Origin of the sequence: Marivivens aquimaris (assembly GCF_015220045.1) — a bacterium.
In the GTDB taxonomy this organism is placed as follows: Bacteria; Pseudomonadota; Alphaproteobacteria; order Rhodobacterales; family Rhodobacteraceae; genus Marivivens; species Marivivens aquimaris.
Map to the genome: position 1 here is coordinate 2,298,108 of NZ_JADBGB010000001.1, position 14,393 is coordinate 2,312,500.

The window sequence follows — 14,393 nt, forward strand, 5'->3', positions numbered from 1 at the left end:
GGCGATCCTGCTGGATCGCGCGCAAACGGGTAGCGCCGATATACCGGCGCGCTTGACGCAAGGGATGGCGGCTCCTACCAAATTCAACAGTGACATTTTGCCAATGAGGAACCCGCCATGGCTGTCGTCCCCTATCTCTATTTCAACGGTAACTGCGAAGAAGCCATGACGACCTACGCCCGCGTGTTCGGCGGCGAGATCTCGGGCATCATGCGGATGGGCGACATGCCCCAAGACCCGCCGCTGCCCGACGATGTGGCAAAGATGGTGATGAACATGCTCTACACCATGCCTGACGGCACGCGCATCATGGCGTCCGACAACTGGCAGGGCACGTCGGCGACCACCTCGAACATCTCGCTGACGGTCGAATTCGACAGCGTCGAAGAAACCAAGTCCGCCTATGACGCGCTGATCGAAGGAGCCGACATTCAGGAGCCCTTCGGACCGCAGTTCTGGACCGAAGCATTCGTGGCGTTCAAGGACCGGTTCAACATCCGTTGGCAGCTGACCGGCCCTTACAAACAGATGTAATTACTGGTCGAAAACCAGCTGGACCTTGACCGCGCGGGTTCTGTCAGAGGCGACCTTGATCGCCTCAAGGGCATCGCTGCCGTTGAAAACATCGGTCACTACGGGGCCGAGGTTCAGCACGCGATCATTGATCAACCCGACGGCCTGTCCGAACTCTTTGTCGAAGCGGTGCGTACCAACGAGGTTCACTTCCTTCGCCACCAGCATGTTGAAAGGCAGCGCGGTGTCTCCCATCACGCCGACCTGAACGATGGTGCCGAGCGGGCGGACGCAGGTCAGCGCGCTGCGGAGCGCAGGCAGTGCGGCAGAACATTCGAACACGATGTCGAATTGGCCTTTGTCGGCCTCGTAAGGCTTCAGGCCCTCGGGGTCGGACAGGACGTTGACGGTGCCGGTCGCGCCGACTTCCTTGGCGACGGCCAGCGTGGCGTCCTGAAGGTCGGTCACGACGATCTCGGACGCGCCGAAGTATTTCGCCAGCGCAACGCAGAGCACGCCAATCGGACCGGCGCCGGTCACGAGGACACGCTTGCCGGACAGATCACCGGCCACGTCAAAGGCGCGGGTCATGGCGCGGCGGCAAACGGCCAGAGGCTCGGCCAACGCCGCTTCGGTCATCGGGACCCCGTCGGCGATTTTGTAACACTGCGCCTCACCAATCGCGACGCGGTCGCGCATGAAGCCCTGCTCGTGCGGCAGGAACATAGCCGAGCCTTTGAACCGCATGTTCATGCAGTGGTGACGCTCGCCCGCCTCGCAGAATTTGCAGGAGCCGCAGGGGTGCGACGGGTTGAGGGCGACCACATCGCCGACGGCAACGCGGGTCACGCCTGCACCGACCTCAATGACCGTGCCAGCCGCTTCGTGGCCAAGGATAATCGGCTCGCGAACACGGATCGTGCCAATCCCGCCGTCCGAATGATAATGCAGATCAGAGCCGCAGAACCCCACAGCTCCGATCGCCACTACGACCTGACCTTCGCCAGCGGTCGGAAGCTCCTCCGTTTCGAGACGAAGATCATGTTGTCCGTGCAGTCGAACGATACGGTTCATGGGAAGGCCTTATTGGGAAACGAGGTTGGGGAGCCACGTGCTGAAGAACGGCACGTAGGACACGAGCAGCAACACGATAATGTTGGTGAGGATAAAGGGCCAGATCGCCTTGGTGATTTGCACCAGCGAAATGCGTCCGATGTTGGCACAGATAAAGAGGCAGACACCCACCGGAGGCGTGGTCAGGCCGATCATCAGGTTCAGCACCGCGAAGGTCGCGAAATGGAGCGGGTCGATGCCAACACCCTCTGCCAGCGCGAGAAGCGGCACGAAGAGAATAATCAGCGCGGCAATCGTCTCCATGAACATGCCGACGAACAGCAGGACAAGGTTGATCAGTAGGATGACGAGGAACTTGTTCGTGGTGATCGACAGAACGGATTCCGCAATCATCTCTGGGATGCGCTCGGACACGAGGATCCAGCCGAACACGTTGGCCAGACCAACGAGGATCAGGATCGCGGCAGCAGACACCGCGCTATCGATGAGGATGCGCGGGACGTCACGCAGCTTGAGGCCCCGGTAGACGAAAGCTCCGACCACGAACGCATAGATCGAGGCGACGATGGCGGTCTCGGTCGGGGTGGCGAAACCACTGAGCATACCGCCGACGATCAGAACGGTCATCATGACCGCCCAGAATGCGCCGCCGAACGCGCGGAACAGCTCGCCCCACCCTTGCCACGGCTGGCGTGGGAAGTCGTTTTTCTTGGCGATGATCCAGGCGGTGAACATCATCGCAACGCCCATCAGAAGGCCCGGCAATGCGCCTGCAATGAACATCTTACCGACCGAAATGCCCGACAGCGTGCCGACGATGATCATAGGCACCGACGGCGGAATGATCGGCCCCACGGTGGACGATGCAGCCGTGATCGCGGCGGAGAACGGCACGGGATAGCCCGCCTTCTTCATGCCGGGGATCATCATGCCGCCGATGGACGCCGCGTCCGCCGCCGCAGTGCCGGAAATCCCGCCGAACAGCATGGAAGCCGCAACGTTCGTCAGTCCAAGGCCGCCGCGCATCCAGCCCACCATCGCTTGCGCAAGCCGGACGATGCGAGTGGTGATCCCACCTTCGTTCATCAGGTTACCGGCGAGGATGAAACCCGGAATACAGAGCAGAACAAAGCTATCAATGCCCGCGTACATCTTCTGCGGAATGGTCACGAGCGGAATGCCCGCCTCCAGCAGGTAGGCCATCGACGCAATCCCGAGCGTGATTGCGACGGGAATACCGAGCACCAGCCCCAGAACGAACAGGCCGAGAAGTAGCGCCAGTCCCATTAGTCTTCCTCCGTCCGCGTCACAGGCAGACCGTCTTCGGCTCCGAGCAGCATCGAGATGACGCGCAGAGCCGCAAAAATGCCCACGACCAGAAGCATCACGAGCGATGCTGCGTGGACCCAGTTCATATGAATGCCCAGCGCCGGTGCCGTCTGGCGCGCGCCGATCTTTGTGAAAAATTGTGCCGGTTCGATCAGGATGAACGCGAATACCGCCGTCGCAGCCGCACCGAACAGGCGGAACGCCCAAGGGAAACGGCCGGGGAGAGATTCCGACAGGATATCCACGTTCACCAGATCACCCGATCGCAGCCCGAGGCCCGCACCGAAAGCGGTGAGCCAGAGGAGTGCAAAGCGGGTGAGTTCTTCGGTCCAGATGACGGTCTTCATCATGCCCGAACGTCCGAGAAGTTGCAGGACGACCGCCCCGATGATCACCAGAAACGCAGCACCGGTCGCGGCTCTGGCGATCAGGGTGCACCAGTGCGTTATGCGGATGACGAGATTTTTCATCGGACGACCCGTTGGTAAAATGCAGACAGAGGGCGCATCTGCGCCCTCTGCAGTTTGTCAAAATGGGCTTAGTTGGCGAAGAGTGCTTCGACTTCCGGACGGATTTCGTCCGAAACCGACGACAGGACAGCGTCCTTAGCGGCGGCGGCGAATGCAGCGCCGTCGACTTCGACGAATTCCATGCCGAGCGATTCAAGCTCTGCGACCAGTTCGGCTTCTTGCGCGTTGAACAGTTCACGCTCGTAGGCCTGCGCGGTTGCAGCGGCTTCCATCACCGCAGCCTGATCTTCCTCCGACAGCTTTTCCCAAGCCATTTCGGAGATGGTCAGGTAGATCCACGAACGGACGTGCTCGGTCTTGTTGACGTAGCCCTGAACCTCGTTGAAGTTGGCCGACTTGATCAACGCGAGCGGGTTTTCCTGCGCGTCGATGGTGCCGTTCTGGAGCGAGGTGAACACTTCCGAGAATGCCATCGGGGTCGGGTTCGCGCCCAGAGCCTGCCAGGTATTGAGGAAGAGCGGCACGTTCGGAACGCGCATCTTCAGACCGGCCAGCTCTTCGAGATTGGTGATTGGGCGGTTCGAGGTCAGGTTACGCGGGCCACGCGCGAAATAGGCGATCGGACGGATGCCTACGGCTTCGATGATCTGGGCTTCGATGCGATCACCAAGCTCGCCCGATGCGACTTCGTCCATCTGCTCGAGCGAGCTGTAGCCGTACGGAACAACCAGCAGAGCCGCCATCGGCGCCCAGTTCTGGAGCGATTCACCGGTGATGGTCATGTCGGCGGTACCGAGCTGCATCCCGTTGATAACGTCCATTTCCTTGCCGAGCGTTTCGTTCGGGTAGACTTCGACAGCAACGCGGCCATCGGTCAACGCCGACACTTCTTCGGCGAACTTCACCGCACCGAGGTGCCAAGTGTTCTGTTCGTTGGCGGGGTGGCCCAGCTTGAGGGTCACGTCCTGAGCAAATGCCGAAACGGTCATCGCGGCAGTGGCGATACCGGCGAGCATTACAGTCTTAAGAGTCTTGGCTACGATCATGGTTTCCTCCCTAAAGATCGCTTGGTTCAGGCCGTGGCCCGAGGTTCGAAATACTGCGGACAAGCCTCTTGGATGGCTGGCAGGTCCGCCAAAATCATTTTCAGATGCGCACGAAGCGCGAGTTTCGCAGCGGCCGGATCGTTCATTGCGATGGCCTCAACGATGGCTTCGTGCTGCTTGATGAGGTGATCGGTCGGCAGACGGGTCGCCGTCAGCTGACGCACGCGGTCCATCTGGGATTTCATCCCGTCGACAACGCCCCACGCATTGCTGTGCCCCGCCCCATCCGCAAGCGTGCGGTGGAAAAGGTCATCCATCTCAATAAAGCCGCGCGGATCGGACGGCGCCTTTTCGCGCTGCACTTCGATCTGCTTGTTCAACTCACTGACCAACGCGGGGTCTGCGCGCTCTGCACAAGCGGCGGCGATGTCAGCCTCAACGGCTTCACGCACAAAACGGGCGTCGAGGACTGCGCCGATGTTGATCTTGCGAACGAAGGTGCCGCGCTGGGGGCGCACTTCGACCAGACCGTCTTCGGCGAGCTTTATGAAAGCCTCGCGGACAGGCTGTCGGCTCACGCCGTACCTCGCGCCGATTTCGGCTTCGGACAGGCGCGCACCCGGCTCGAGTTCGTTGGAGACAATGGCCGTACGCAATACGCGCAACAGCTGGGGCCCGACCGGCACGGTCGGGTCTAACGTAGCAGGCTGTTGCATTAATATAGCCATCGTCTCCTCCTGCCGCACACACTGATACATACTTCCATACTAGTCAACATCGAGTTACGGTGATATTGAAGTTCGACACAAAACGGCGTTTGCTGAAGGAAATCGGGGGAGGAGATTATGCGTCAAACCTGGCGTTGGTTCGGTCCGCAGGATCGCGTGAGCATTGACGATATGATGCAGGCAGGCGTCGAAGGCGTCGTGTCGGCGCTTCATCACGTGCCCACGGGTGCGGTTTGGACCCCCCCAGAAATCGCGGCCCGTCATCAAGCGATCAAAACCCGCAAGGACGGTCGCCCGTCTCCGCTGACATGGGATGTCGTCGAATCGCTGCCCGTGTCCGAGGACATCAAAAAGCAGCAGGGCGACTGGAAAACCCACATCGAGAACTGGAAGCTGTCGATGCGCAATCTGCGCGACAGCGGCATCGAAGTGATCTGCTACAACTTCATGCCGGTCCTCGACTGGACGCGCACCGACCTTGCGTGGGAACGCCCCAATGGCGCCCGTTGTATGCGGTTCGACCTGACCGACTTCGCCGCTTTCGACATCCATATCCTCAAGCGCGCAGGCGCTGCAGAGGAATTCCCCGAAGCCGTCGTCGAAGCAGCCGCTCGCCGCTTTGCCGAGATGACCGATCAGCAGAAAGAGAAGATCGCGGGCAACGTGGTTTTCGGCCTGCCGGGTGCTGCCGAGAAATTCACGCTCGAAGACGTGCGCGAACACCTCGCCGAGTACAACAATATCAGCGAAGACCGCCTGCGCAGCCACCTGATCGACTTCCTGTCCGAGGTCACGCCGCTCGCCGAAGAGCTGGGCGTCCGCATCTGCTGCCACCCCGACGACCCGCCCTTCCCGCTGCTGGGACTGCCGCGCATCATGTCGACGCAGGCCCACTACGAGGCCGTTTTGAACGCCGTCGATCTGCCTGCGAACGGCGTCACATTCTGCACTGGATCACTGGGTGCGCGCCCCGACAACAATCCGGTCGAAATTTTCAAAGCCCTCGCCGACCGCGTTCATTTCCTGCACCTGCGGAACGTGAATATCGAGGGCACCGAGGTGAAGAACTCCTTTTTCGAGGACGAACACCTTTCGGGTCACACCGACATGATCGGCATGATCCAAGCCATTGTCGCCGAAGAAAAACGCCGCAAAGATGAAGGCCGCGACGACTGGTCGATCCCCGTACGCCCGGACCACGGTCAGGACATTCTGGACGACATCGGCCGCGATGCGCAGCCGGGTTATCCCGCCATCGGCCGCCTTAAGGGCCTCGCGGAACTGCGCGGTGTATATCGCAGCTTCGAACGTATGACGGCTGCCGAATGACCATGCGCCTGACATCGCTCGACCAAGTTCCGCAGTCTCTTCGCCCTGCTTACAATCCATCCGCGCATGGCGTCGGCATCGTCCACATCGGCCTCGGCGCGTTTCACAAAGCGCACCAAGCCGCGCTGACCGAGCTTGCCATTGCGGCATCGGGCGGCGACTGGCGCATCCTTGGTGTTTCCCTTCGTTCACCCAAGGCGGCGGACGAGCTGGCCCCGCAGCACGGCCTTTATACTTTGATCGAACGGGGCGCTTCGACCTCCGCCCGCGTTATCGGCTCGATTTCCGGAGCGATCTGCTCGGCAGAAGATCCGGCCCTTGCATTGGATGCCATGGCCAATCCGGCAACCAAGATCGTTTCGATCACCGTTACCGAAAAAGCCTACGGCCTCGACCGTGCGAGCGGTGGATGTGACCGCAACCATCCCGCTGTTGCCGCAGATCTGAAATCGCCCCATAAACCGCACGGCGTTCTGGGAATGCTGGTTCGCGCTCTGGATATGCGCCGGCAAGCAGGCATCTCGCCATTCACCGTGCTGTGCTGCGATAACCTGCCGGACAACGGCCACCTTCTACGCGGCGCGACCATCGATTTTGCGAACGATATCAATACCGAACTTGCGGGCTGGATTGCGGAGAATGTTTCCTTCCCATCGACGATGGTGGATCGCATCACGCCCGCAGCCACCGCGAAAACGCTGGCAGACGCCGAAGCGCTGCTCGGCGTAGCCGACCTCGCCGCAATCGAGACCGAGCCGTTCTACCAGTGGGTCATCGCAGATAACTTCCCCCTCGGTCGCCCGAAATGGGAAGCAGCAGGCGTGATTTTCACCGACAACGTAGCTGCATTCGAGGCAATGAAGTTGCGGATGCTCAACGGCTCGCATTCGATGCTCGCCTACGCAGGCTTCCACGCGGGCCGCACCTATGTGCGCGATGTCATGGCAGACCGAGCGCTTGCCAAACTGGTACGCCGCCATCTGGATACCGCTGCCGCTACCCTGCCCCCGATCGAAGGCATCGACACGGGCAATTACGCCGACGCGCTGATCAAACGATTCCGCAATCCCGAGATTGCGCACCAGACCTTCCAGATCGCGATGGACGGCTCGGAAAAACTGCCGCAGCGCATTTTCTCGGCCCTCGCCGATGCGCGGTCCCGCGAGATCGAAACCCGCGCCTTTGCCTTTGCGACCGCCGCTTGGCTGCGGCACATCAGTGGCTCCACGCATGATTGCGAGTCTTACGAATTGCGCGACCCGCGTGCGGCGGAACTGAGCGAAATGGCGCGCGGTAAAGGCGCAGGAGAGATCGTTGCCAACATCCGCAAATCCGGTTTCATAAGCGAGACCGTCGCCACTGATGACGCATTCTGGGCGGAAGTGACTGAGATCCTGGCGAGTATGTTGGCAGAACCGATGACCGCCGTGATCGAGGCGGAAGCTGCGCGATGAAACGCTTTGTCTCCATCGGCGAATGCATGGTCGAACTATCGGGCGGCACCAATGATCTATGGCGCATGGGCATCGCGGGCGACACTTTGAATACTGCATGGTACGCTCGCGCCTCGCTGCCAGACGACTGGCGCGTGAGCTATGGCACGGTCATTGGCTGCGATGCGTTCTCGACCAAAGTGCCAGCATTCCTGACCGCGAATGGCCTGCACACCGACGCGTTGTTCACGCATCCGACCCGCTCCATCGGGCTCTATGCGATTAGCCTGACAAACGGGGAGCGTAGCTTCAGCTATTGGCGCGACACCTCCGCGGCCAAGACTTTGGCCGACGATCTCGCGATGCTCGAGGCCATGACCGAAGGCGCGGAGATGGTTCATGTGTCTGGCATCACGCTCGCCATTCTGTCCGTCCAAGGGCGCCAGAACCTGATTGCACATCTGCTGGACTGCCGCGCGAAGGGCACGAAAATCGTGCTCGACCCGAACATCCGTATGCGCCTGTGGGAAGATGCTGAAACGGCGAAGCAAACCATTACCGCCGCCGCGCAAGCCGCCGATATCATCCTGCCGAGCTTTGACGACGAAGCCGCCTTGTTTGGCGACGCCTCGCCCCAAGAGACCAGCCAGCGATATATAGATGCAGGCGCAACGACAGTCGTGGTCAAGAACGGCTCCGGCACCATGATCGTGCATGACCACGGCAAATCTTTCCCCATCGACGGGCTGGAAATGGTCGACCCTGTCGACACGACGGGCGCAGGCGACAGCTTCAATGGAGCGTTCCTTGGCGCGCTTTTGCAAGGCCAGTCGATCCTCAGCGCCGTCCATGCAGGTCATGCGATGGCGGCCAAGGTTGTTATGCACCACGGTGCGCTGATCCCGATGGATGCACTCTAAAGCCGATTGATCATTGCCCTTTCCCGCCCAATAGTATGGCAGGAGACAAATATGACGATCGCACCTGACATACCCCGACTGGATTCGACCAAGCCGATCGGTCCGCAGTTGGTCAATGCGCTCCGCCGCAGGATCATCCACAATGACTGGAAACCGGGCCAGCGCCTGTCGGAGTCGGAAGTTGCCGCAGACTACGACGTCAGTCGTCAACCAATTCGCGAGGCGTTCATCAAACTGCGCGAGGACGGCCTGATCGAAGTCCGGCCGCAGCGCGGCAGCTTTGTCCGCAAGATCTCCAGCGCCAATGTCCTCGATGCGCGGTTCGTTCGAGAAGCGATCGAGGCGGACATTGTGCGCATCGTGGCAAATACGCCTGATGACGATGTGATCCGCGATCTGGAAGAACTGGTTGCCGCGCAGAAACGTGCTGCCGACAGCAAGGTCGAAGAGTTCATGGCGATCGACGACCGCTTCCACCACCGCCTCGCGCTTGCCGCCGGACATGTCCACGCGTGGGAGACGGTCGAAAGTACGAAATCCCAACTGGACCGCGTGCGTCACCTGTCCTCGCAGCACTTCCCCCGCGCCAACGTCATTGCTCAGCACATCGGTATCGTCGATGCGATCAAGGCGGGCTCTCCCGATCAAGCGGAAGCCGACATGCGCCAACATCTACGCGGGTTGATCCGCGATTTGCCGACGATCAAAGAAACCTTTGCCGACTTTTTCGAATAATTTGGCTGCGGAACCAGGGTCGGACTAGCTGCAAACACGAAAAAGCCACCGCCCTTGGTTAGGACGGTGGCCTTTATTTATGCGAAGACGCCAAGAAGATCAGTCGTCGTCGTGGTCTTCTTCGTGATCGTCGTCGTCATCCTCGCGATCGTTATCGCGATCGTCGTCACGGTCATTTTCACGATCATTGTCGTTGCTGTTGTCATCGTCATCGTGCGAGCTGGAGCTTGAAGTCGAGCTATGGTCATCGTCGGTGCCATTGTCGTCCGAGCCACCGGTATCGTCATTGTCGTCCGAGCCACCGGTATCGTCATTGTCGTGAGAGCCCGTATCCGACGTGGTGTTATGATCGTCGTCGGTTCCATGGTCATCGTCGATGCCGTCATCAGACCCGTAAGCATCGTCGCTGTCATGGGAACCTGACGTGGCGCCATGATCGTCATCCGAGCCGTCCATGTCATCGTCACGGCCGTGGTCATCATTGACATGATCATCATCAGTACCGTCATCGTCGATGTGGTCATAACCGTCGTCGTCCACACCGTCGTCATCGGCGTCGTTATGGTTGTCGTTACCCCGATCGTCGTCATCGCTGCGCGACTGAATGGAATCGATCATGTCGTTGCTTTCGTCTTGCCCGACAACTTCGACATACTGCTGGAGGATCGCGCCGGTTGTGTTGTCGACGACAATCTCGATCTTACGACCGTCAGCCGCATAGCCTTCGATCTTGGATTGGGTCGCACCGCGGCCAAGTTCGAAATGGGTATAACCATCCAGAGCCAAGGTGTTGATCGCGGTATCTACGCCATCAGCCATTGCAACATTTGCGGCGAGCAGAAACGCGGTGGTCGAAAGTAGTTTGAATTTCATGGGAGCCTCCTGATTACATTGCAGCCAGGATGTTTGCTTAAACCCCTCCGGTCCATAAACTGGGGCATATAGCGCCTTTAAAACAACGCGTATAACCACGGTTTATGGGCAGTTTACGCCACCCGTGACAGGTCTATTGTAACCTGAACTGGAGGATACATTGCAAAATATCGTTAAAAACGCGCAGGCTCTGGCCATCTTGCTGGCCGGCATGGTCCTGTCTTTTCTGTTCTTCTTTCAGGACGTGGTTGTCGACCTGCGAGATCATTTCGCTTCGGGTCAGGGATACTCTGACGGTGAACTGATTCACCTCGTTTTCGAGGCCATCGCCGTGATTGTCCTCCTGTTCGGAATCTTGGCGATGCGTCAGTATACGGCGATGCTCACCGCAGAGAACGAGCGTAAGAAGACCCAGCTTTCCGCGTTGAAGGAAGACTTCGACGACCTCATTGTGCGCAGGTTCGAACAATGGGGCCTGACGGGCGCGGAGCGCGATGTGGCATTGCTGCTGCTTCGGGGTCTGAATACCGCTGACATCGCAAAGATGCGGTCAACCAGTGTCGGCACGGTGAAGGTTCAATCGCACAATGTGTTCCAAAAGGCAGGCGTGACATCGCGCGTCGAGTTCATGTCGCTTTTCATGGACGAATTTATCGACGTGGGATTAGGCAGCACTCCGACCTAATTAGCTGACTTCATCGGAGTAGAACCAACTGCGTTCGTCGCAAGGGACGCAGGGATGGACAAGTACGGGGCGGTCGATCACCTTGGCGGCGAAGGCCATATCCAGACTGCAAGGAAATTCCCGATGAGCGACGCCCTGTTCCGTATCACCACCCTCGGAGAGGTCGAACATGACGCGCCCGCTGCGGATCGTGTCATCTCCGGATCGCCTCAGTTCACCACTTGGAACGTGGAAGATCGTGACGGTCTTTATTGCGGGACTTGGCGGTCGACCCCTGGAAAGTGGCGCATCCAGTACGACGAATGGGAATACTGCCGCATCATCGAAGGCGTTTCGATCATCTCCGAAGATGACGGTCACAGCTTGGAGCTCCGCGCGGGCGATAGCTTTGTTCTGCGACCGGGCTTTCGCGGCACGTGGGAAGTCGTGGAGACGACGACCAAGGAATACGTTATCCGGCTCTGACACAGCGGCCTTTGCAATCCACCGCCGTTTGCATGACATATAGAGCCTGCCGATCACCGGAGGAGCCTGCGATGAACATCCTATTCATCATGTACGACCAGCTGCGTTTTGATTACCTCAGCTGCGCAGGTCATCCACATCTGCACACGCCGAATTTCGATCGGATTGCTGCGAAGGGCGTGCGCTTCACCAACGCCTACGTGCAATCGCCAATTTGCGGCGCCTCGCGGATGAGTTTCTATACGGGGCGCTATGCGTCCTCTCACGGCGCGCAGTGGAATGGCTTCCCGTTGCGGGTAGGTGAGATGACTTTAGGCGATCACCTGCGCGATCTGGGCATGGATTGCTGGCTTCTTGGCAAGACGCACATGAAGGCCGATGCCAAAGGCATGGCGCGGCTGGGCCTTTCCCCCGATAGCTTGATCGGAGCGCGTCAGGCAGACTGCGGCTTTGACGCTTGGATCCGCGACGACGGCTTGTGGGGCACGGGACCGGACGGCGATTACGACCAAAAACGTTCGCCCTACAACGAATATCTTAAATCCAAGGGCTATGACGGCGATAACCCTTGGGCGGACTACGCAAACGCGGGCGTCAGCGACGACCAGATTGCCAGCGGCTGGATGTTCGTGAACGCGGACAAGCCCGCCAACATCCGAGAGGAAGACAGCGAAACGCCTTGGCTGACCTTGGAAGCGATCCGCTTTATCGACGAGGCGAAGGGGCCGTGGTGCGCTCATGTGAGCTTTATCAAACCGCACTGGCCCTACATCGTGCCAGCCCCCTACCACGATATGTACGGGCCAGAGCATATCTTGCCGCCTGTGCGGAGTTCGCAGGAACTGGAAAACCCGCATCCTGTACTGAAGGCATACCACGACACCAAGGTGGCGCAGGCATTTCAGCGTGAGGACGTGCGGGCAAAGGTTATTCCGGCTTACATGGGCCTGATCAAACAATGCGACGACCAACTCGGGCGCTTGCTGGATCACCTCGAAGAGACAGGTCAGACGGACGACACGATGATTGTGCTGACCTCGGATCACGGCGACTACCTAGGTGATCACTGGCTCGGCGAGAAGGACTTCTTCCACGAAGCGTCGGTTAAGATCCCGCTGATCATTTGCGATCCGAGGAGCAGTGCCGATCCGACGCGCGGGACAACCTGCGATGCTCTGGTAGAGGCGATTGACCTCGCCGCAACCTTTGTTGAGGCCGCGGGCGGCAAGGTGCCTGATCACATCATTGAGGGGCGCTCACTGATGCCTTGGATCAATGGCGAAGCGCCTGAAGATTGGCGGGAATTTGTCATCAGCGAATACGACTACTCGGTCACTCCGCGTGCAGAGGCTTTGGGCGTAGCGCCTCGCGATGCACGCATGATGATGGTTTTTGACGGCCGCTGGAAGATGATCCACTTCGAGGGCGGCTTCCGTCCGATGCTCTTTGATCTGGAAAACGATCCGCGTGAGGTGAACGACCTTGGCGAAGTGGCTGACCATGCTGACCAGATTGCGCGCCTTTATGACTACCTCGGGCAATGGGGCCGACGCATGTGCCAACGTGTCACTATGTCAGATACCGACATAAAGGCCGCACGCGGCCGTTCGCTCCGCCGCGGTATTCTGCCGTTTCTGGTGGACGGTAGCGAAGTAGATCCCGAACTGACTGAGAAGTACACGGGTCCCGCGCGCCAAAAGTATTGAGGTGCGAACGATCCAAGGCGTTCCCTTTGTTCTTCGGGATACGCGATGTGCTACATGTGTTAGACATTGGTTGCGGGGGTAGGATTTGAACCTACGACCTTCAGGTTATGAGCCTGACGAGCTACCGGGCTGCTCCACCCCGCGTTGGGTGTGTAAACACTTATCCCTTTTTTAGCGAAGCTGCTTATGGGGATATTAGATTGATATGTTTAGAGAGAATTTGGTTCTTACTAGGTCTGGCGGTGACTTACTCTCCCACGTCTTAAGACGCAGTACCATCAGCGCAACGGCACTTAACGGCCGGGTTCGGAAAGGGACCGGGTGTTTTGCTCGTGCTATAGCCACCAGACCGAGAAAGAACCAAGATTTCCAAGTGAAGTACGTTTTTAGTATGTTTCTGAAGCGTTGCTGTTTCTGGAACAGATCAAGCCTATCGGACGATTAGTACCGGTCAACTGAATGCATTGCTGCACTTACATCTCCGGCCTATTGACGTGGTGGTCTACCACGGTCCTCAGGGATACCTTGTTTTGAGGGGGGCTTCCCGCTTAGATGCCTTCAGCGGTTATCCTGTCCGATCATAGCTACCCAGCACTGCCGTTGGCACGACAACTGGTCCACCAGTGGATCGTTCACCCCGGTCCTCTCGTACTAGGGGCAACTCCTCTCAAGTATCCTACACCCACGGAAGATAGGGACCGAACTGTCTCACGACGTTCTAAACCCAGCTCACGTACCTCTTTAAATGGCGAACAGCCATACCCTTGGGACCTGCTCCAGCCCCAGGATGAGATGAGCCGACATCGAGGTGCCAAACGATGCCGTCGATATGGACTCTTGGGCATCATCAGCCTGTTATCCCCAGCGTACCTTTTATCCGTTGAGCGATGGCCCTTCCACTCGGGACCACCGGATCACTATGGCCGACTTTCGTCTCTGCTCGACTTGTCAGTCTTGCAGTCAGGCTGGCTTATGCCATTGCACTCAACGAGCGATTTCCGACCGCTCTGAGCCAACCTTCGCGCGCCTCCGTTACTGTTTGGGAGGCGACCGCCCCAGTCAAACTACCCACCACGCAGGGTCCCGG

The 14,393-nt window shown here is 59.0% G+C and carries 14 protein-coding genes, 1 tRNA gene and 2 rRNA genes (1 of these 17 only partly in view); 8 read left to right on the forward strand and 9 right to left on the reverse strand.

Annotated elements, in window-relative coordinates; translation table 11 throughout:
• Nucleotides 1–117 precede the first annotated feature (117 nt).
• A complete protein-coding gene (locus tag IF204_RS11355; protein ID WP_194097089.1) occupies nt 118–534 on the forward strand; it encodes a VOC family protein in 417 nt (138 codons plus the stop codon).
• Here IF204_RS11355 and IF204_RS11360 read toward each other — a convergent pair whose 3' ends face one another.
• The 5 genes from IF204_RS11360 to IF204_RS11380 all read right to left on the reverse strand — a co-directional run bounded on the left by IF204_RS11360 (nt 535) and on the right by IF204_RS11380 (nt 5,160).
• A complete protein-coding gene (locus IF204_RS11360; protein ID WP_194097090.1) occupies nt 535–1,587 on the reverse strand; it encodes an L-idonate 5-dehydrogenase in 1,053 nt (350 codons plus the stop codon).
• A 9-nt stretch (nt 1,588–1,596) separates the two neighbouring features.
• Nucleotides 1,597–2,874: a TRAP transporter large permease gene (locus IF204_RS11365; protein WP_194097091.1), complete on the reverse strand. Its 1,278-nt coding sequence runs from the start codon at nt 2,872–2,874 to the stop codon at nt 1,597–1,599.
• Nucleotides 2,874–3,386: a TRAP transporter small permease gene (locus IF204_RS11370; RefSeq protein WP_194097093.1), complete on the reverse strand. Its 513-nt coding sequence runs from the start codon at nt 3,384–3,386 to the stop codon at nt 2,874–2,876. The genes IF204_RS11365 and IF204_RS11370 overlap by 1 nt, the downstream gene beginning before the upstream one ends.
• Nucleotides 3,387–3,454: 68 nt before the next feature.
• On the reverse strand, nt 3,455–4,432 hold the full coding sequence (locus IF204_RS11375; protein ID WP_194097095.1) for a TRAP transporter substrate-binding protein: 978 nt from the start codon (nt 4,430–4,432) through the stop codon (nt 3,455–3,457).
• A gap of 26 nt (nt 4,433–4,458) precedes the next feature.
• Entirely contained in the window at nt 4,459–5,160 is a 702-nt protein-coding gene (locus IF204_RS11380) for a GntR family transcriptional regulator (RefSeq protein WP_194097097.1), read from the reverse strand.
• Between the two features lie 117 nt (nt 5,161–5,277).
• Here IF204_RS11380 and uxuA point away from each other — a divergent pair, with 117 nt between their 5' ends.
• From uxuA to IF204_RS11400, 4 genes are read left to right on the forward strand one after another with little or no spacing between them, the layout of a single operon-like run.
• Complete coding sequence (gene uxuA, locus IF204_RS11385; protein WP_194097098.1) at nt 5,278–6,489, forward strand: mannonate dehydratase; 1,212 nt, start codon at nt 5,278–5,280, stop codon at nt 6,487–6,489.
• Nucleotides 6,486–7,943, forward strand: coding sequence for a mannitol dehydrogenase family protein (locus IF204_RS11390; protein WP_228069162.1), 1,458 nt, complete (start codon nt 6,486–6,488; stop codon nt 7,941–7,943). Before uxuA ends, IF204_RS11390 begins: the two co-directional genes overlap by 4 nt.
• On the forward strand, nt 7,940–8,842 hold the full coding sequence (locus IF204_RS11395) for a sugar kinase (RefSeq protein WP_194097100.1): 903 nt from the start codon (nt 7,940–7,942) through the stop codon (nt 8,840–8,842). The genes IF204_RS11390 and IF204_RS11395 overlap by 4 nt, the downstream gene beginning before the upstream one ends.
• A gap of 51 nt (nt 8,843–8,893) precedes the next feature.
• On the forward strand, nt 8,894–9,577 hold the full coding sequence (locus IF204_RS11400; protein ID WP_194097102.1) for a GntR family transcriptional regulator: 684 nt from the start codon (nt 8,894–8,896) through the stop codon (nt 9,575–9,577).
• A 99-nt stretch (nt 9,578–9,676) separates the two neighbouring features.
• Here IF204_RS11400 and IF204_RS11405 read toward each other — a convergent pair whose 3' ends face one another.
• Entirely contained in the window at nt 9,677–10,450 is a 774-nt protein-coding gene (locus IF204_RS11405) for a hypothetical protein (RefSeq protein ID WP_194097104.1), read from the reverse strand.
• A 160-nt stretch (nt 10,451–10,610) separates the two neighbouring features.
• Between IF204_RS11405 and IF204_RS11410 the strand changes: the two genes are divergently transcribed.
• The 3 genes from IF204_RS11410 to IF204_RS11420 all read left to right on the forward strand — a co-directional run bounded on the left by IF204_RS11410 (nt 10,611) and on the right by IF204_RS11420 (nt 13,306).
• Entirely contained in the window at nt 10,611–11,135 is a 525-nt protein-coding gene (locus IF204_RS11410) for a helix-turn-helix transcriptional regulator (protein ID WP_194097106.1), read from the forward strand.
• A 123-nt stretch (nt 11,136–11,258) separates the two neighbouring features.
• Nucleotides 11,259–11,600, forward strand: a complete 342-nt coding sequence (locus tag IF204_RS11415; protein ID WP_194098210.1) for a cupin domain-containing protein — start codon at nt 11,259–11,261, stop codon at nt 11,598–11,600.
• Between the two features lie 71 nt (nt 11,601–11,671).
• Nucleotides 11,672–13,306, forward strand: coding sequence for a sulfatase-like hydrolase/transferase (locus tag IF204_RS11420; protein ID WP_194097108.1), 1,635 nt, complete (start codon nt 11,672–11,674; stop codon nt 13,304–13,306).
• 67 nt (nt 13,307–13,373) lie between these two features.
• Here IF204_RS11420 and IF204_RS11425 read toward each other — a convergent pair.
• From IF204_RS11425 to IF204_RS11435, 3 genes are all read right to left on the reverse strand, one after another.
• Nucleotides 13,374–13,450: transfer RNA gene (locus tag IF204_RS11425), tRNA-Met, on the reverse strand.
• Between the two features lie 90 nt (nt 13,451–13,540).
• Nucleotides 13,541–13,655: ribosomal RNA gene (gene rrf, locus IF204_RS11430) — 5S ribosomal RNA — on the reverse strand.
• A 71-nt stretch (nt 13,656–13,726) separates the two neighbouring features.
• Nucleotides 13,727–14,393: ribosomal RNA gene (locus IF204_RS11435) — 23S ribosomal RNA — on the reverse strand; it runs 2,159 nt beyond the window's last position.